Source organism: Actinomadura rupiterrae (assembly GCF_024172125.1).
Lineage (GTDB): Bacteria > Actinomycetota > Actinomycetes > Streptosporangiales > Streptosporangiaceae > Spirillospora > Spirillospora rupiterrae.
The window spans coordinates 34,571-51,742 of sequence record NZ_JAMZEA010000019.1; the positions used below are offsets into that span (position 1 = coordinate 34,571).

Below are 17,172 nucleotides of genomic sequence, written 5' to 3' on the forward strand. Positions count from 1 at the left end.
CGCTGTCGGTGCTGCACGAAGAGGACAGGCGCAGGCACCTCTATGCTTCTGCGAAACAGGGCTGTCTGTTTGGTTTGGAGGGGCCGATGCGGAGTGGTCTGGAGCTGGCCGGCCGGTACCGGCTGGAATCGCCACTCGGACGGGGCGGCATGGGCGAGGTGTGGCGGGGCGTCGACCAGCGCCTGCGCCGGCCGGTCGCGGTGAAGCTGCTGCCGGGACCGGTCACGGCCGACACGACCGGGGTGGCCAGGTTCCGCCGGGAGGCCGAGGTCGCCGCCGGCCTGAACCATCCGGGCATCACCACGGTGCTCGACATCGACGAGCACCGGGACGGGGACGAGCGCCTGCTGTTCCTGGTGATGGAGCTGATGGAGGGGCGGAACCTGGCCTCGGTGCTGGCCGGGCATCCCGGCGGGGTGCCCGTCGACCAGGCGGTGGACTGGGCGGCGCAGATCCTCGACGCGCTCGCGGCGGCGCACCGGAGCGGGGCCGTCCACCGCGACATCAAGCCCGCCAACCTGTTCCTGGTGGACGGCGGGCGGGTGAAGATCTGCGACTTCGGGATCGCCCGCCTGGCCGACGCCACCAGGCTCACCGCCACGGGCGGGTCAGCGGGGACCCCGCTGTACATGGCGCCCGAGCAGATCGAGGGCCACGACGTCGACCAGCGCACCGACCTGTACTCCTTCGGCTGCGTGCTGCACGAGCTGCTGACCGGGACCAGCTGGCTCGACACCGGCTCGGGCGTCGGCTCGGTGCTCTACCAGCACCTGAACCAGGCCCCGGCGCCGCCGCGGACCCTGCGGCCCGACATCCCCGAGCCGCTCAACGACCTGGTGCTCGCGCTGCTGGCCAAGCGGCCCGAGGACCGGCCCGCGGACGCCGCCGCCGCCGCGGGGCGCCTGCGCGCCACTCCCGCTCACGTGCCCGCCGCCCCCGCCCTCGCTTCCGCCCCTCCCCCCGCCTCGCCACAACCGCTTCAGGTACCCGCCCAACCGGTCGCGCCGCCACCGCAGTTCCCCCCGGCGGTCCCAGCGGGCCCCGGACACTGGCAGCCGCCATCTGCCGCACGCCTGCCGTTCGGTCCGCACACCCAGCCTCCAGCCGTCCGCGGTGGAACGGGAGCCGCCGGGTTCACCGCGCTCGCCTCCGCCGTGCTGGTCGCGCCCTGCCTCCTGTGGGTCCTGTTCGCCATCTTCAAGGACCTGGAGTTCATCTCCGAGTTCCCCGGGGACGGGGCCGTCGCCTGGTGGTGGCTGCACCTGGCGGTCAGTGCGCTGGAGGGGGTCCCGCTGGGTTTGGGGGCGCTGCTGCTGCTCGCCCGCAGGGCGGCCGGGCGCTGGCTGATCACCGGTGGCGGCGTCCTGGTGGTCCTGCAGACGGTGGTCACGATCGCGATGTTCGCCCAGCTGACCGGGGAGCTGACGATGGAGACGCCCGTCTCGGTGACCTACCTGGTGATCGCACCCGTGCTCACTCTCCCGGCGGCGGCCGCCGCGCTGCTGGCCGCGCTCCCACCGACCGGCCACTGGTGCCGACGCCAAGCCGTACGCCCCCGCTGGACGACCTGAGAGACCGAACGGCCTTGCCGTCTCCCCCGCCGGGGTCAGGCCGTGGCCGGGGTGAGGGCGGGGAGGAGGTACTCGCCCAGTCGGTAGGCCTCCTCCAGGTGCGGCCAGCCGGACAGGATGAACTCCTCGATGCCCAGGTCGGCGTACTCGCGGATCAGGGCGGCGACCTCGGCGTAGGAGCCGACCAGGGCCGTCCCCGCGCCCTCGCGGACCAGGCCCACGCCCGCCCACAGGCCGGGCGAGACCTCCAGGCTTCGCGTGTCGCCGCCGTGCAGGGCGGTCATGCGGCTCTGGCCCGTCGAGTCGAAGCGGGCGAAGCGCCGCTGGGCCGCCTGGATCCGGGCGGGGTCCATGCCCGCCAGCAGGCGGTCGGCTTCGGCCCAGGCCTCTTGGGACGAGTCCCGGGCAATGACGTGGAGGCGGATGCCCAGGCGCAGCGCGCGGCCGTTGGCGGCGGCCGCGGCTCGCAGCTTGGCGGCGCGCTCGGCGATCGCGGCCGGGGGCTCGCCCCACATCAGGGCGACGTCGGCGTGCTCGGCCGCCACGCGTTCAGCGGCCGGGGAGGCGCCGCCGAAATAGATCTGCGGCGGGTCGGTGAGAGGCGTGGTCAGGCCGCCCCTCTCGATGGTGTAGTGGTCGCCGCGGAAGTCGAACGGATCCCCCGTCCAGGTGCGGCGGAGGGCGTGCAGGAACTCGGCGGTGCGGTCGTAGCGGGCGTCGTGGTCGAGGAAGTCGCCGTAGCCGCGCTGCTCCACGGGGTCGCCGCCGGTCACGACGTTCAGCAGGAGCCGTCCGCCGGAGATCTCCTGGAAGGTCTGGGCCTGCTGGGCGAGCAGGGTGGGCAGGGTGAAGCCGGGCCGGAACGCCACCAGCAGCTTCAGCCGGTCGGTGTGCTGGGCCACCGCGGCGCAGACGATCCACGGGTCGGGGCAGCCGGCGCCGACCGGCGTGAGCGCGGCCTCGAAACCGGCGTCCTCGGCGGCGCGGGCCACCTGGGAGAGGTAGCGGACACTGCCCGGGCGCGACGCGGAACGGGACGCGTCGGTGCTCATGATCGCCGTGCGGACGTCGTGCCCGTCGCCGGTGGTGGGGAGGAACCAGTGGAAACGCACGGGGCATCCCTTCTAGTCAGGCGGTTCTGGTCAGGCGGAGTGGACGGCCCGGCCGCCGACGATGGTCCGCAGCACCTCGATGTCCTTGATCCTGTGCGGGCGGACGGTCAGCGGGTTCTCCGCCAGGACGACCAGGTCGGCGAGCTTGCCCGGCTCGATGGAGCCCCGGCTGTGCTCCTCGAAGTGCTGCCAGGCGGAGTCGATCGTCACGGCGCGCAGCGCGCGGAGCGGGGTGACCCGCTGTTCGGGGCCGAGCACCTTGCCGCTGCGGGTGGTGCGGTTGACGGCCGACCACGCGGCTTGCAGCGGGCTCTGCGGGACGACCGGTGAGTCCAGGTGCAGGCTGTAGCGGTGGTCTCGGGCCGAGTTCAGCGGGCTGATGCGGCGGGCGCGTTCGGGGCCGAGGAAGATGTCGCGGTGCTGGTCGCCCCAGTAGTAGGTGTGCGAGACGAAGAACGACGCCTGGACGCCGAGCCGTCGCATGCGGTCCAGCTGGTCCTCGCGGGCGGTCTGGGCGTGCTCGATCCGCAGCCTGTGGTCGCGGCGTCCGTGCTTGGCGATGGCGGACTCGTAGGCGTCGAGCAGGTCGTCGATGGCCGCGTCGCCGTTGCCGTGGATGCGGACGGCGTAACCGTCGGCGTACAGCTTGTCGACGCGGGCCTTCAGGACGTCGGGGCTGTAGTTGGTGTAGCCGCGGTAGCCGGCCGGGAGCCCCTCGGCGAGCTTGTGGTACGGCTCGGTGAGGTAGCCGGTGTAGCCCTGGATCGATCCGTCGTACACCGACTCGCCGAAGCCGGAGACCCGCACCCACTCGTCCCCCGTGCCCTCGGGCAGGGGCAGGCCGGCGAGCGGGTCGCCGCTCAGCATGAGCAGGCTGCGGAAGGCGGTCACACCGGTCCTCTGCCAGGCGCCCAGCGCCGCGTACAGGTCGGCGCCGCCTCCGGCGATGACGCTGGTGGTCACCCCGGCCGCGGTGTAGAGGTCCGAGGTCGCCTTGGCGCCCGCCGTGAGCTGGGCGGGGGTGAAGCTCGGCTGGAGCCTGGCGACCAGGTTCTGCGCCGCTTCCTGGAGGAGGCCGGTCGGCTCGCCGGTCGCCGGGTCCTTGCCGATCACGCCGCCGGGAGGGTTCGGGGTGTCCCTGGTGATCCCGGCCAGCCGGTGCGCCACCGAGTTCGCCACGCCCATGTGCCCGTTGGTGTGCGCCGCCCAGATCGGCAGCGTGCCGCTCGCCCGGTCGAGGTCGGCGGCGGTGGGATGGCGGCCCTCGGCCAGCAGCGTCTGGTCGTATCCCCAGCCGCGGACCCAGTCGCCCGCCCGCGCGGTGTCCGCCTTGGCCTTCAGCGCGGAGACCAGGGAGGCGATGTCGGTGACGGCGCCGACCGGCGGACTGGACAGGTCGGCGTAGTACAGCTTGACGAGCCCCGGGTACGGCGCGTGGCTGTGCGCGTCGACGAAACCCGGCAGCACCGTCCGGCCCTTGAGGTCGACCAGCGTGGTGTCGGCCGTGGCCAGGCGGCGGATCCGGCGTTCGGAGCCGACCGCGATGATCCGGCCGCCCCTGACGGCGATCGCTTCGGCCGTCCGGTCATGGTGCGCCATGGTCAGCACGTGGCCGCCGTGGTAGATGGTGTCGGGCGGAGCGGCCCGTTCGGCCACGGGCTGCTCGGCGGATGCGGGTGCCGCCGGGAGGATCGCGCCGGCGACGGCGGCCAGCGAACCGCCGAGGACGGCGCGCCTGCCGACGTCGGAGCACAGGATGCACATGGTGGTGTTCTCCAGTGGTCAGGCGGCGGCCGCGCGGACGGTGGCCGCGAGCTTCTCGCGAAGGGCGAGGAAGCCGGGATGGGCGTGCGGGGACTCCTCGCGCGGCAGCGTGGAGGTCTCGTCCAGGACGACCCGTCCGGGGCGCCTGCTGAGGGCGATGATCCGGGTGCCGAGCAGGACGGCCTCGTCGACGCTGTGCGTGACGAACAGGACGGTCGTGCCGGTCCGCCGCCAGATCTGGCGCAGCTCCTCTTGCAGGCGCTCGCGGGTGAGGGCGTCGAGAGCTGCGAACGGCTCGTCCATGAGGAGGATGCCGGGGCCGGGGGCCAGCGCGCGGGCGATCGCGGCGCGTTGCTGCATCCCGCCGGACAGCTCGTGCGGCAGGCGCGCGGCGGCCTCCGACAGCCCGACCAGGTCGAGGAGTTCGGCGGTCCGCGTCCGGCGGTCGGCCGCGGGGACACCGGTCATCCGCAGGCCGAACTCCACGTTCCGGCGCACGTTGAGCCAGGGGAAGAGCCGGGGCTGCTGGAACACGACGCCGCGGTCGGGGCCGGGACCCGTGACCGGCTCGCCCGCGACCCTGACCTCGCCCCGGCTCGGCCGGACGAAGCCCGCGACCAGGCGAAGCAGCGTGCTCTTCCCGCAGCCCGACGGCCCGACGATCGTGACGAACTCGCCTCCCGGGATGTCGGTGCCGACCTCGCATAGGGCGTCCACCGTGTCCGTTCGGCCGAGCAGACCGCCCAGCCGCCGGTCACCGCCGTACGTCACCGAGACCGCGTCGAGCGAGACCGCCGCGGCCTGTCCGCCCGTGACCTGTTGGCCGCCGGTCACCGCCTGGGCGTCCGAGGTGGATGTCGGGCTATCCGAGGGACGCATCGCCGAGCTCCTTGCTGGCCAGGCCATGCTGGAAGACGCTCAGGTCGGGCACAGCGGGGATCTTGTTCTGCGCCTTGAGGAACTGCGCCGCGCTGTAGAGGTTCTGCGCGAAGGCGCCCGGCCGGGCAGCCGTCCCGAGGTACTGGGCCCCCGCCTGCTGCCTGCCGTCCAGCAGGACGAGCTGGTCGATCTGCTTGGACGCCTCGTCCGGCGGGACGTTGAGCTGGCGGCCCACCGCCGCCGCGGCCGTCGCCTTGTCGCTGCGGATCAGCTTGATCGCGCGGTCCTCCTGCTGGAGCCAGACCGACAGCGCCTTGGGGTACTTGTCGGCGAACGCCGTGCGGACGACCGCGAGGTCAGCCGTCACCTTGCCCTTGGCGGCGAGGTCCTTGCTGGTGACCAGGACCTTGCCGGTCTTCTCCAGTGCCGACAGCACGGGCGTCCAGACGTAGGCGGCGTCGATGTCACCGCGGGTCCAGGCGGCCTGGATGTCCGGCGGCTCAAGGTCGACGATCTTCACGTCGGTCTCCTTGAGCCCGGCGTCCTGGAGCGCGGCCAGCAGGCTGTAGTGCGAGGTCGAGGAGAACGGGGTCGCGATCTTCTTCCCCTTCAGCCCGGCGATCCCGGTGGCCTTCCGGGCGACCAGGGCCTCGTTCTCACCGATCACATCGAAGATCCACGGCACCTTGTACCGGATGTTCAGCGGCGCCGACAGGCCCTTGGTGACCGGGCTGGACCCGGCCAGGCCGATGTCGATCGAACCGGCGATCATCGCGGTGTTCACGTCGCCGCCCGAGTCGAACCTCGACCACGTGATCCTGGTGTTGGGCAGGGCCTTCTCCAGCCACCGCTGGTCCTTGACGACCAGATCGCCGTTCGGGATGAGCTGGTATCCGATGCGGAGCGTCTTGGGACTGCCGTCGGAGTTCGCGGCGCCACCTCCTGCGGCCTTCGCCGCTCCCGTACCGGAGGAGCAGGCGGCGAGTGCGAGGGAGAGCGCGGTGGCGGACGCGGCGAGCAGCGCCGGGCCGTGGGTCTTCTTCATGAGTGCTTCCTGTCCGTCAAGGTCGTACGGGGGTCAGGACTTGCCGCGCCAGGGCACCAGGCGGCGTTCGGCGAGCTGGAGCAGGCCGTCTATGAGCAGGCCGGACGCGCCGATCGTGAGCAGCCCGAGCACCACCACGTCGGTCTGGTTGTAGCGCTGGGCGTCGCGGATCATGCCGCCGATGCCGGGCACGCCGTTCACGGTCTCCGCCGCGACGACCGTGGTGTAGGCGACGCCGACGGCGACCCGGACGCCCGTGATGATCTCGGGAAGGATCGAGGGCAGGACGATCCGCAGCGGGATCTGCCAGCGGCCGGCCCCGAGCGACCGGGCGGCGAAGACGTAGTCCACGTGCACGCCGCGCACGGCGTCGGCGGTGGCCACCGCGACCGGCGGCAGGGCCGCCACGAACAGCAGCACGATCTTCGGTGACTCGTCGATGCCGAACCAGATGATCAGGAGGCTGAAGTACGCCAGCGGGGGCAGCGTCCGCACGAAGGTCACCAGCGGGCCGAGCAGCGCACGCGCCGTCGGGACCAGCCCGATGACCAGCCCGAGGACGATGCCGCCGACCACCCCGTAGAGGCTGCCGAGCAGGATGCGGCGCAGGCTGGCCAGCAGGTGCTCGTAGAGGAGGTGGCCGCCGTAGCCGCGCTGCCCGCCGTGCGTGGTGGACGTTTGGACGAGCTGGTGCCAGACGGCTCCGGGAGACGGGACGAAGACCTCCGACCAGAGGTGGGTGGCCGCGACACCCCACCAGATCGCCAGCAGGGCGAGCACTCCCCCGGCCCGCAGCGCGACGGCTCGCAGCACACCGCACCCCTTTCGATATAACCGACCGAAATAGTTGGAAATGGATCGTAGGCGGCGGAGTGGCTCCCTGCAAAGAGCCAGTTCGCTCGGATTCGCAGGTACCAGATGGCTAGCCGAGCAGCTGCCTCGCCTCGTCGGCGATGATGGCCACGCCCTCGTCGATCCGCTCGGGGTCCAGCGCGCCGAAGCCGAGCTTGATCCAATGGCGCGGGATCGGGCCGCGCGCGCTCCCCGGCGAGTCGAAGAAGAACGTGTCGCCCGGCTCGATCAGGACGCCGCGCGGGTCCAGGCGCGCGGCCAGCTCGCGGGTGTCCAGGCCGGGAGGGCCGCCGATCCAGACGCTGACACCGCCCGCGCGCGGGCGCATCACCCAGTCGGGCAGGTGCAGGCGCACCGCTGCGACCGTCCGCTCCCACCGCACCCGCATCGCCTCGCGCAGGTGCCGGACGCCGCGCCGGTACTCGCCGGACGCGATGAGCAGGGCCAGCGCCCGCTGCTGGTGCCCCGAGGGATGCCGGATCGTGTACCGGCGCAGGTCCCGCAGGTGCTCGATCAGGGCGGGATGCGCGGACACGAAGCCCAGCCGCAGCCCCGGCGCCAGGAACTTGGAGAAGCTGCCCAGGTAGATCACGGCGTCGGGATCCAGCGAGGCCAGCGCCGGCGACGCCCGGCCCACGAACCGCAGCTCGCTGTCGTAGTCGTCCTCGACCAGCACGATGTCGCGCTCCCGGGCCAGCGCGACCAGGCGCTGCCGCCGCCGGCCGGTCATCGTGACGTTCGACGGGTAGTGGTGGGCCGGGGTCGTGACGGCCAGCGCGACGTCCAGCAGCCGCTCGTCCACGATGAGCCCGCCGTCGTCCACCTCGCCCGGCACCAGTTCCGCGCCGGCGCGCGCGAGGATGTGCCGCGCGTCCGGATACCCGGGGTTCTCGACCAGGACGCGGCTGCCCTCACCCACCAGCGCGCCGGCCACCAGGTGCAGGCCCTGCTGCGACCCCACGGTGATCAGCACGCGCTCGGGGCTCGCGGCGATCCCCCGCCCGGCCAGGATCTCCCGGCAGACGAGCTCGGTCAGCAGCGGATCGTCGACGTCGATGGCGTCCTGCAGGCTGAACCGCCGGTGCTCGCCCCGCAGCGCCTCCCGCAAGGAGCGCAGCCAGGCCCGGTCGGGGAACGCCTCGGAGGGCAGATGCCCCGTGACGAACGCGTACCGGTAGCGGTCCCAGTGCTCGGGCTTGCGAATGTGCGGCAGGTCGCCCGCGCCCGGCGGCGCCTCCAGCCGCGCGAGCCACCCCGGCGATGCCTGCTCGGCCGGGCCCGCCCTCCTGCGCGCCGCCATCTCCTCGTTCACCACATGCCCGGACCGCGGCCGGCGATCACCACCCCATCGGTGATCAGCTCCTGGTACGCGAGGTTCACGGTGTTGCGCGACACCCCGAGCTCGGCCGCCACCTCCCGCGACGACGGCAGCCGCCCCTCCTCGAACCGCCCAGCGAGAATGGCCCCCTCCAGCCCCCGCCGCACCCGCCGATAAAGCGGCTCCCCCTCGTCCTCCCCCACCGGAAACAGCAACCCCACACACACCACCCTAAGCGCCCCCACACCACGCGTACCGTCCACCGCCGGCATCGACACCGCCCCGACAACCGGCACACCTTCAGCTGCGGACGCTACGCTGCGTTGCTGGACGCCAACGACATCGGGAGCACGGTTGGGGACGCGGGAGATAGAGGTCAAGTACCGCGTGATCGATCCGGACGCACTGGAGCGAGCGCTGGTCGCACGTGACGTTGCGCTATCGACTCCTGTCCGTCAGGACGACCAGGCGTATGCGCCATCCTGGTGGGACTACGGGCAGTCCAAGGTCGGGGTCCCCTTCGCCCGGCTTCGGACCGTGGCCGATGTTCACCTGTTCACCGTCAAGACGCCGCGGGACAATGAGATGGATTGCGCGGAGGCCGAGTCCTTGGTGGACGACCGCGACCAGATGCATCAGGCCTTGCTGCAGATGGGGTTCCGGCCCACGGTCCGTATCGTCAAGCAACGTCGGTCCGGAACGGTCGGGGAGCTGTCGCTGTGCTTGGACGAAGTGCAGGACCTGGGGCCGTTTCTGGAGATCGAGGCCGTCGTACCGGACGGTGAACCAGGAGTCGACACGCAGACCGAACTCGACGCCTGGGCGCGTGGCCTGGGCGTGAAACTCGACCGGGTCACCGAGACCTACGACTCGCTCGTCCGCGCCGCAGCTCGTTGAGTCCCGGCTAGAACAGCGCGCCGCTGGTTGCCGGGTCGCTGGTGCTCAACAGCGTGGGCGTGACGTCAAGGGACAGCGTCAGCGCGGCGTGGTCGGTCAGCTGGTCCAGGCGGATCTGGTGGAGGTACTCGCATCCGCGGATGCGTTCGGCGAGGGCCGCCCCGGCGTGGAGGTAGTCGTACCGGTAGCCGTCTCCGGTCCGTCCGATCCACGAATGCGGCTGCGCGCCCGGATGCAGGTGCGTGTGGGTGTCGGTGTAACCGGCGGCCTCCAGGGTTTCGAGCAAGTTGTACTCGAACTGCAGGAATCCGCGGTGCCGGGGCTGGTGGTCGCGGCCGATGACGTTGTAGTCCCCTCCGACCAGCGTGTGCGCGGCGACCTCGGCCGGGAGCGCCCCCAGGGTGGCCAGGAATGAGGTGATGAACTGCTGTTTGCGTGCGGTCCTGTTCTCCGTGCGGTCGCGGCTGGGGACATACACCGCGACGACGAAGACCGGCGGGTCGGTGTCGAGCAGGCAGACGGCGACGCGGCCGGGAATCGAGATGCCCGGAACCCTCGGCGTCCCGTTCTCCGCGATCTTGACTCGGCTCACCACCGCAGCACCCCTGTCGCGTTCGTCGGGGGACTTCACGACGGCGTATCCGGCGGCTCGGAATTGGTCCAGGAGGTAGGTCGTGCCCGGCCCGGCGCTGGTCTCAGTGAGAACGAAGACCTCTTCGGGTCGTCCGGCGAGCCATTGGAGAAGGGCCTCGGCGCGGGGTCTGGCTGCCGCGCCGAGGTTGACGGTCAGAACTTGGAGCACGTCCAGATGTTCCTCTCGTGTGGGTGGAGAAGCTCGATGCGGCTGAGCATCGCTGTGACGACCTGTTCGGGGCCCAGTCCGCGGCAGTCGACGCGGGCCTGCCGCCAGCCGCGCCGTCCCAGGAACTCATACGCCCTGCCGTAGAGCTCCAGCTCCCGGGCGGGTGAGCCGAGGCGCTCCAGCCTGCTGCGCGTGCTGCGTTCCTTCAACCTCGACACCAGGACGTCGGGGTCGTCCTCCAGGTAGAACGTGACGGACGGCCGCAGAGCAGCAGTGTTGTAGCGCCAGATCTCGTTGAGCGTCAGGCCGTCCAGGCGTTGCAGCACAAGCGAGGAGGGCAGGTAGCGGTCGCTGACGACCACCGCCCCTGCCGACAGCGCCGGTTGGATCTCGCGCACGACGTGCGCTGCGCGGTCGGCCGCGACCGCAAGTGCCAGCGCTCGGGCGGGCAGCTCGCCCTCGCAGGAGCGGATGAGCCGGCCCCACGCGGTCGGGGTCGGTTCGGAAGTCGGGCGGACGTCGCAGCCGCAGATGGTGAGGCGGTCGGCCAGCAGCCTGGCCGTTGTGGTCTTGCCGACGCCGTTGGGCCCTTCGACGACCACGAACAATCCGTTCATGCCGGTCGCCATCCGATCTGCAGCAGCGGCGTGGTCTTGGGACACTGCTCGGTGTCGACCTCGCCGATGCGTTCACCGCGCGCCACCAACGCGGCGGGGCAGCCTTTCCCGCAGGTGCTGTCGAGTCCGCACGAGCCGCAGGTGGGGTTGTGGCCCATCGTCAGGTGCCCGGCCAGGTCGTACCCGGCCAGGGCGTCGGCGATCGGTTCCTTGAGGATGTTGCCGACCAGGAAGTCGGTGTCGGCGTAGCGGGACTGCGGGGTCCGCGCGGCGAACACCAGGTAGGGGCAGACCGCCGTCGCGCCGTCGGCGAAGACGTAGATCAGCTTTCCGGCGTCGCAGCCCGCCAGCGGCTTGTCCTGGTTCGGGAACCGGATATGCACCAGCTCCACACCATGGCCCGCGAACCGCTCGGTGACCGCCCGGATCGTCCGCATCGCCTCGGCCGGTGCCGCCAGCTTTCCCTTGGACCTCACGCCGCGACCGAACGACGACAGCGGATTCATCAGGACATACTCGGCTCCGACCTCCACCGCAAAGGCGCACAGGTCGGCGAACTCCTCAGCGTCGGTGAGCGCGTTCGGGGTCGACAGCAGCCCCTGCAGCAGGCCGGCAGCAGCCAGCCTCCGGGTGGTCTCCACCGTGACGTCGAACGAAGCGACGCTCCCGCGGAACCTTCCATGCGAGGCCGATCTGAAGCCGTCCAGACTGACATTGACGTGAACACCGCCGAGCGCGACCAGTTCGGCGATCTGCTCGTCGGTGGTCTGGGTGGCGTTGGTTCAGATCCCGACCGAGATTCCGACGTCATTGACGGCGCGGCAGATCGCTACCAGGTCAGGGTGGACGAACGGCTCACCCCCGGTGACAGTGATCCTCTCCACCCCGGCTTCCCGCAGGCGCGGCAGGACGACCTCGGCGAAAGCGTCCAGCGAGATGTCCACACCCGTCCTAGTCGAGGACACAAAGCAGTGGGCGCAGTGGAGATTGCAGCGTTCGGTGATCTGAACAAGCGCCTTGCGCTCGCCATCACCGACCGAAGTACGGAAGAAGCACGAACTGGCATGCGTATCAACGATCAAAGAACGTCTCATCTGGGGCCTCCAGCCTGTTCGGCCAGCGCAGCAGCGGCTTCGGCCGCGATAGCGACCTCTCGTCCCCGCGCTCGCCGGCACGGCGACCTGCTCTTCTAGCGGAAGCCGGCGCGGGTAGCCGCCACGCGGGCCATCGTCGCGCGGATTCTCTCGACCATGCAGGAAACGGCGAGCTGCTCAGACGTGGCTGTGGCGACCTGAACCCGGCATCCCGGAGCCCTCATGCCATCGGTGACCTCATAGTGTGGTGCGGCCGTCCACGAGTCGTCGGTGCATTGCAGGGCGAACTGCCGAATGCTGAGCTCGTCCTGATCGACAGCGTTGGGGGGCGATGCGTTGAGCATGGACCGAAGGTAGGCGGGTCAAGTCGACGATCCCCACGAGCTTGCCGATGTTTGCCAGATCAGGCGTGGTTTGCCGCGTCGGTGAGAATGCGGCGGGCAAAGCCGCCGTACCGTGCCTGTTGGCTGAGCAGGTCGAACTTGCGCCGGTAGGCGTTGATCTCGTGGGGCTCGGTGAACGGCAGGTCTGCCGTCACGGTCTCGACCATGACGGCTCGGTCGAAGACCGCGAATGAGTGTTCAGGGAGCACGCCGCGTTCGGCGCGCGCAGGGATGATGCCCAGGCTGACGTTGGGCAGTGACTTCAATGCCAGGAGGCGGTCGATCTGCCCTGCGAGCACGCCTGGACCCACGACCGTCATCAATGCCTGCTCTTCGATGAGGAACGCCCAGGTCTTGCCGACCGCGTACAGCACGTGCTGGCGGTTCAGGCGCGTCCGGATCGTCGACTCGATGTCGGAGATCTGGAGCTCGTTGGCCGCAAGCGTCAGGACGGCCCGTGCGTAGGCAGCGGTCTGGAGCAGCCCAGGAATGACCCACTGCTCGTACCACAGCGTCTGGGTGGCCGCTTCCTCAAGCTCGCCCCAGGCCACCTGACCACGGTTGATCCGGGCTCGGACGAGAGCGCGGTGCTCGTCCCACTGGTCTTGGATCGCGCGGAGGCCAGCCAGGAGATCCGGGAGCTGGGGCAGGGAACCGGTCAGGCGGCACCATTGCCGCAGGTCCGCTTCGGACGGGGCGCGTCGGGCGCGTTCGAAGCGGGAGACCTTCGACTCTGCCCATCCGGCCGCACGTGCAAGGTCCCGCCCGGTGAGCCCCGCATCCTTGCGGAACTCACGCAGGCGGGCTCCGAACACCACGCGGGCTTGCTGAACCGGGGAGGTCACCTGCTCATCACCGGAGTGGGCTGTAGTCCTTGTGGGGAACGGCTCGCTCCCAGACCGCGTCGAACGCCCTCACACACAAGGCGACCGCCGAGGCATCGCGGGACACTTCGTTCGCCGACCACTGGCCCTTGCCGGAAAAGTGGTTCCACACCACTGTGGTGTCGTCGATCAGCCAGAAGTCGTTGCCCGGCAGGCACAGGTCCGATGCCCGGCGGCGAGGCAGCCAGCGAACGTCCTCACCGGCGAGGATGTTCCCGCTGGTGATCTCCCACTCGTAGGCGATGTAGTCGGTGACAGGTTCAGACACGATTCGCGCTCGGCGCACCCCACGGCCGGTGGAGCTGAGCGGAGCGAGCAGATCTATCCAGTCCTGCCACCATTCCCGCAGTTCAGCGGAGTTCGGTGGCGTGTCGCGCTTCCAGCGGGCAAACATGTCGTCCTCGTCGTCGACGGCGTAGACGTCGCGCATCTCCAGATGAGCGACCGACCGTTCGCATCCGGTCAGTAGCGCTGTCCACTCGTCAGGGCTGAGCAGTGCCACCGGAATCCTCCCCGTCGAGTTTCCGCGCGGTGCTCTCACGCTCGGCGAGCGCCTGGCGAAGGAACTCGACGGGCAGTGCCTTCATCAGTTCGGCGGGGACTTCGACGACGGTCTCGTGCGCGGGGATGTCGAGGGCGCTCAGAGCTTCGGGGTCGCTGAGACGCCAGCCCTGGACGACGAATGTCCCACGGTCGCTGGCAAGGAGCATTGGGCAGCCGGTCTTGCCGCTCTCGGTACCAAGGTGGGTGAGCTTCACTGGGGCTCCTTGGTCGCCGGAGTTTGCCAGCCCGAGGATTGTCCGCCGGACCGTCTGGTCGGGTCAAGGGTGAAGCGAGGGCACAGCGCGTGCAGTGGCGCGTCACATCAAGGCATGCCCAGCGCCCGCTCGAACCAGACCGTCGAACCGGCCTGCTCGGCGTTGGCGATGACGCCCCAGCGCGTGGAAATCTGGTCGACCATCATCAGGCCCCGTCCAGAGACATCGTCGAGCGACGCTTCGCCCAGTCGGGGCCTGTTGGTGTCGTGCCCTTCGTCGCGCACCGAGACGCGCAGCACGCGACCTTCGAGCAGGCAGACCGACACGCGCACCAGGCCCTGTTCACCGGATCGGGTGTGGCGGATCGCGTTGGCGATCAGCTCATCAGCAAGGAGGACCGTCTCCGCCGCGATCTCCGAATCCTCTCCGAGCAGTTCGGCAAGCTTGTCGGCGAGGTGCCTGCGAACGCGGCCGACGATCGACTCGGCTCCCGGAACGTCGATCTCTGCGATCTTGTGAAGCACGGCGGGCTCATCGCTGCGAGCGTGAGTATTCATTCGATCACTCTCCGAGACGAGGCTTCACAGCATGCGCCATTTCCATGCATGATCACAATGACTCATGCAAGATCTATTAAGTTGAAGCAGACAGGTCGAGCATGGGTCATCAGCCTGAGAGAATGACTTCATGGCCACTCTCCGCCACCGAAAACGCCTCGGCGACGACCTCGCCGGGCTCCGCCGAGAGTCAGGGATGTCCCAACGCGAAGTCGCCGAGCGGCTCGGCCGCGGCTGGCACCAGTCCCGCGTCGCCCGTCTCGAAGCGGGGAAGCAGCAGCGCGACCTGGGCGAACCTGTCACGCAGCTCCTCGACCTTTATGACGTGCAGGGCGAGGAACGCGTCAGGCTGCTTCGCCTGGCCCAACCGTCTACCCACGCCGGATGGTGGACCGCCTACAACGACGTGTTCCATTCGTCCTCATACGTGCCGCTGGAGGACGAAGCCCGCCTGATCCGGTCATGGCAGGACGCCGTCATTCCGGGCCTGTTGCAGACCGAGGCGTACGCCCGCGCACTCATCGGCGTCGTCGCCGACCTCCGCGGCGAAACCAGCCTCGTACAGCGTCGCGTCGAGGCGCGAATGCTGCGGCGCACGCTCCTGCAGCGCGAACACCCGCCGCACCTGCACGCCGTCATCGACGAGGCCGTCCTACACCGCCAGGTGGGAGGCCCGGCGGCCATGCAGGATCAGCTCATCCACCTTGAGGCCATGGCGCGCCGCCCCAACGTCACCATTCAGCTCATGCCGTACGACGTCGGCGCCCACCCTGGCACCGAAGGCCGCTTCGTCATCCTGTCGTTCGACGCCGACAGCCCGGACATCCCCTTCATCGAGTCCCAGGCCGGAAGCGTCTACCTCGAAGCAGCCGACGAGATCCAGCGACTCAACCTGACCTGGGAACGCGTGACCGCCGCAGCCCTCTCCGTCGACGACAGCTTGGAAGTGCTGGTCAGACTCGCAAAGGACGACAGATGAACAACATTCCCCTTTGGCGCAAGAGCAGCTACTCCGCTGGAGGCGGTGACGACTGCGTCGAGGTAGCAGACCTTGGAAGAGCGATCGGCCTGCGCGACTCCAAGGACCCACACGGACCTGATCTGCGCATGTCCCGGAACGCCTGGGCCGAACTACTGCGCACTGTGTCGGCCATTGGCTGACACCGCCCCTTTTCGCATGTGGCCGCAGAGGTGGTTGGGGCTTAGCTTGATCTGGCTTGCGGCGGGGCAGCGGCGGGGGTTAGTTCGCGGTGGACGGGTTTGTGGATCTCGGTGAAGCCGCCGTCCGGGGTCATGACTATCCGGCCGGTCTCGAAGCCGTGCGCGGCCTCTTCGCGTTCGCGGGTGGTCAGGTAGTGGCAGAGCCGGCGGGTCAGGGTGTGGGCTAGCAGCGGGCCGATGAATACGGCGATCCTGAAGAACCAGGTCACTGCGTAGAGGGACAGGTGGAAGTCGACGGCGATCTGGTCGTTGGACGCCGCGGCCCAGAGGATGGCGTAGCAGGCGACCAGGGCTGCGCCGATTCCGGTGCGGGTGGCGGCGTCACGGGGCCGGTCCAGGACGTGGTGGACGGAGTGGTCGCCGGTGATCCTGCGTTCCAGCCAGGGGTAGGCCGCCAGGAGTGTGAAGAACGTCCCCGGGACGATCAGCGCCGGGACGAGGACGGCGAGTGTCAGCGGGTGCCCGGCGATGTCGATCTCCCAGCCCGGCATGATGCGGACGGCGCCGTCGAGGAAACCCATGTACCAGTCGGGTACGGCGCCGGCGGAGATGGCGCCCGGCTCGTACGGGCCGTAGAGCCATACCGGGTTGATCTGCGCGAACGTGCCGAGCAGGACCAGGATGGCGACCGTGTAGAAGAAGATGGCCACCGAGACCGGCCGCTGGGGGATGCGTCGCGCACGACCGTCCGGAACGTCGCCGGGCCCGTGGCGGCCGACCAGGCGGTGGCGCAGGACGAAGAGCCCCGCGATCGCCAGCGGCAGCACCGTGATGTGCAGCCAGTACGCGCGGGAGACGATGACGTCACCAGGGAAGTCGCCGCCGAAGATCGCGTAAGTGAGCCCGGTCCCGACGACCGGCACCGACTGGGTGACGCCCTGGATGAGACCGAGGCTGCCGCCGGACAGCATGTCGTCGGGCAGCAGGCCGCCGGTCACCCCGGCCGCCATCCCGAGGACGGACATCGCCACCCAGGCCAGCCAGAGCGGCACCCGGGGCCGCCGGAACGCGCCGGTCACGAACATGCGCACGAGCTGGCAGAAGACGGCGCCGGTGAAGATCAGCGTGGCCCAGTGGTGGACCTGCCGCATGAGCAGCCCGCCGCGGACGTCGAAGCTGATGTGGAGTGTGGACGCGTACGCCCTGCTGACCTCCGCTCCGTCCAGCCGCGTGTACGAGCCGCCGTACCGCACATGCTCCATCGACGGGTCGAAAAAGAACAGCAGGAACACTCCCGTGACCAGCAGCACCCCGAACGAGTAGACGGCGATCTGGGCGAAGAGGGACGACCACTCGTCCTCCCGGACACTCTGCCGAAGCCGCGTCCCCACCGGCAGCCCGCGTCCGGTCTTTCCGGACGCCCTGGAAAAGAGGTTCATGACGTGCCCCTCGTTAGGCATTGTTCACTCACCTAGACG

At 70.0% G+C, this 17,172-nt stretch carries 21 protein-coding genes; 4 read left to right on the forward strand and 17 right to left on the reverse strand.

All coding sequences use genetic code 11. The features are described 5' to 3' along the window. Positions 1–86: 86 nt before the first annotated feature. Positions 87–1,571, forward strand: a complete 1,485-nt coding sequence (locus FHU30_RS44015) for a serine/threonine-protein kinase (protein ID WP_253883685.1) — start codon at positions 87–89, stop codon at positions 1,569–1,571. Between the two features lie 35 nt (positions 1,572–1,606). Here the strand turns inward: FHU30_RS44015 and FHU30_RS44020 are convergent, their stop codons facing one another. From FHU30_RS44020 to FHU30_RS44050, 7 genes are all read right to left on the reverse strand, one after another. Then, entirely contained in the window at positions 1,607–2,683 is a 1,077-nt protein-coding gene (locus tag FHU30_RS44020) for an LLM class flavin-dependent oxidoreductase (RefSeq protein ID WP_253883686.1), read from the reverse strand. Positions 2,684–2,713: 30 nt separating this feature from the next. Next, positions 2,714–4,447, reverse strand: coding sequence for an amidohydrolase (locus FHU30_RS44025; RefSeq protein WP_253883687.1), 1,734 nt, complete (start codon positions 4,445–4,447; stop codon positions 2,714–2,716). A gap of 18 nt (positions 4,448–4,465) precedes the next feature. After that, positions 4,466–5,326: an ABC transporter ATP-binding protein gene (locus FHU30_RS44030; RefSeq protein WP_253883688.1), complete on the reverse strand. Its 861-nt coding sequence runs from the start codon at positions 5,324–5,326 to the stop codon at positions 4,466–4,468. Then, entirely contained in the window at positions 5,310–6,371 is a 1,062-nt protein-coding gene (locus FHU30_RS44035) for a taurine ABC transporter substrate-binding protein (RefSeq protein WP_253883689.1), read from the reverse strand. Before FHU30_RS44035 ends, FHU30_RS44030 begins: the two co-directional genes overlap by 17 nt. A gap of 33 nt (positions 6,372–6,404) precedes the next feature. Beyond that, positions 6,405–7,184 carry an ABC transporter permease gene (locus FHU30_RS44040; RefSeq protein WP_253883690.1) on the reverse strand — a complete coding sequence of 260 codons (780 nt, stop codon included), beginning with the start codon at positions 7,182–7,184 and terminating at the stop codon, positions 6,405–6,407. Positions 7,185–7,293: 109 nt separating this feature from the next. Then, entirely contained in the window at positions 7,294–8,523 is a 1,230-nt protein-coding gene (locus FHU30_RS44045; RefSeq protein WP_253883691.1) for an aminotransferase-like domain-containing protein, read from the reverse strand. An 8-nt stretch (positions 8,524–8,531) separates the two neighbouring features. Next, the gene (locus FHU30_RS44050; RefSeq protein ID WP_253883692.1) at positions 8,532–8,762 is read right to left on the reverse strand and encodes a GntR family transcriptional regulator; all 231 of its coding nucleotides are present in this window, start codon (positions 8,760–8,762) and stop codon (positions 8,532–8,534) included. A 133-nt stretch (positions 8,763–8,895) separates the two neighbouring features. On the opposite strand from FHU30_RS44050, the gene FHU30_RS44055 reads away from it, so the two are divergent. Then, positions 8,896–9,438 carry a class IV adenylate cyclase gene (locus tag FHU30_RS44055; RefSeq protein WP_301324519.1) on the forward strand — a complete coding sequence of 181 codons (543 nt, stop codon included), beginning with the start codon at positions 8,896–8,898 and terminating at the stop codon, positions 9,436–9,438. A 7-nt stretch (positions 9,439–9,445) separates the two neighbouring features. Here FHU30_RS44055 and FHU30_RS44060 read toward each other — a convergent pair whose 3' ends face one another. From FHU30_RS44060 to FHU30_RS44100, 9 genes are all read right to left on the reverse strand, one after another. After that, positions 9,446–10,240: an endonuclease/exonuclease/phosphatase family protein gene (locus FHU30_RS44060; RefSeq protein WP_253883694.1), complete on the reverse strand. Its 795-nt coding sequence runs from the start codon at positions 10,238–10,240 to the stop codon at positions 9,446–9,448. After that, positions 10,225–10,857 (reverse strand): dTMP kinase, encoded by a 633-nt coding sequence (gene tmk, locus FHU30_RS44065; protein WP_253883695.1) that lies wholly within the window; start codon positions 10,855–10,857, stop codon positions 10,225–10,227. Before tmk ends, FHU30_RS44060 begins: the two co-directional genes overlap by 16 nt. After that, a complete protein-coding gene (locus FHU30_RS44070; RefSeq protein ID WP_253883696.1) occupies positions 10,854–11,498 on the reverse strand; it encodes a radical SAM protein in 645 nt (214 codons plus the stop codon). Before FHU30_RS44070 ends, tmk begins: the two co-directional genes overlap by 4 nt. 141 nt (positions 11,499–11,639) lie before the next feature. Further along, positions 11,640–11,951: a radical SAM protein gene (locus FHU30_RS47865; protein WP_372504070.1), complete on the reverse strand. Its 312-nt coding sequence runs from the start codon at positions 11,949–11,951 to the stop codon at positions 11,640–11,642. Positions 11,952–12,046: 95 nt separating this feature from the next. After that, on the reverse strand, positions 12,047–12,295 hold the full coding sequence (locus FHU30_RS44080; protein WP_253883698.1) for a hypothetical protein: 249 nt from the start codon (positions 12,293–12,295) through the stop codon (positions 12,047–12,049). A gap of 59 nt (positions 12,296–12,354) precedes the next feature. Next, complete coding sequence (locus FHU30_RS44085) at positions 12,355–13,179, reverse strand: helix-turn-helix domain-containing protein (RefSeq protein WP_253883699.1); 825 nt, start codon at positions 13,177–13,179, stop codon at positions 12,355–12,357. Positions 13,180–13,186: 7 nt separating this feature from the next. Beyond that, complete coding sequence (locus FHU30_RS44090) at positions 13,187–13,720, reverse strand: DUF6879 family protein (RefSeq protein ID WP_253883700.1); 534 nt, start codon at positions 13,718–13,720, stop codon at positions 13,187–13,189. Then, the gene (locus tag FHU30_RS44095; RefSeq protein WP_253883701.1) at positions 13,701–13,976 is read right to left on the reverse strand and encodes a hypothetical protein; all 276 of its coding nucleotides are present in this window, start codon (positions 13,974–13,976) and stop codon (positions 13,701–13,703) included. The genes FHU30_RS44090 and FHU30_RS44095 overlap by 20 nt, the downstream gene beginning before the upstream one ends. Positions 13,977–14,083: 107 nt before the next feature. Continuing rightward, positions 14,084–14,500, reverse strand: a complete 417-nt coding sequence (locus FHU30_RS44100; RefSeq protein WP_253883702.1) for an ATP-binding protein — start codon at positions 14,498–14,500, stop codon at positions 14,084–14,086. Positions 14,501–14,663: 163 nt separating this feature from the next. On the opposite strand from FHU30_RS44100, the gene FHU30_RS44105 reads away from it, so the two are divergent. Together FHU30_RS44105 and FHU30_RS44110 are read left to right on the forward strand one after the other, a co-directional pair. Next, complete coding sequence (locus FHU30_RS44105; RefSeq protein WP_253883703.1) at positions 14,664–15,512, forward strand: helix-turn-helix domain-containing protein; 849 nt, start codon at positions 14,664–14,666, stop codon at positions 15,510–15,512. Continuing rightward, complete coding sequence (locus FHU30_RS44110; RefSeq protein ID WP_253883704.1) at positions 15,509–15,694, forward strand: DUF397 domain-containing protein; 186 nt, start codon at positions 15,509–15,511, stop codon at positions 15,692–15,694. The genes FHU30_RS44105 and FHU30_RS44110 overlap by 4 nt, the downstream gene beginning before the upstream one ends. A 41-nt stretch (positions 15,695–15,735) precedes the next feature. Here FHU30_RS44110 and qcrB read toward each other — a convergent pair whose 3' ends face one another. Continuing rightward, complete coding sequence (gene qcrB / locus FHU30_RS44115) at positions 15,736–17,133, reverse strand: cytochrome bc1 complex cytochrome b subunit (RefSeq protein WP_253883705.1); 1,398 nt, start codon at positions 17,131–17,133, stop codon at positions 15,736–15,738. Positions 17,134–17,172 lie beyond the last annotated feature (39 nt).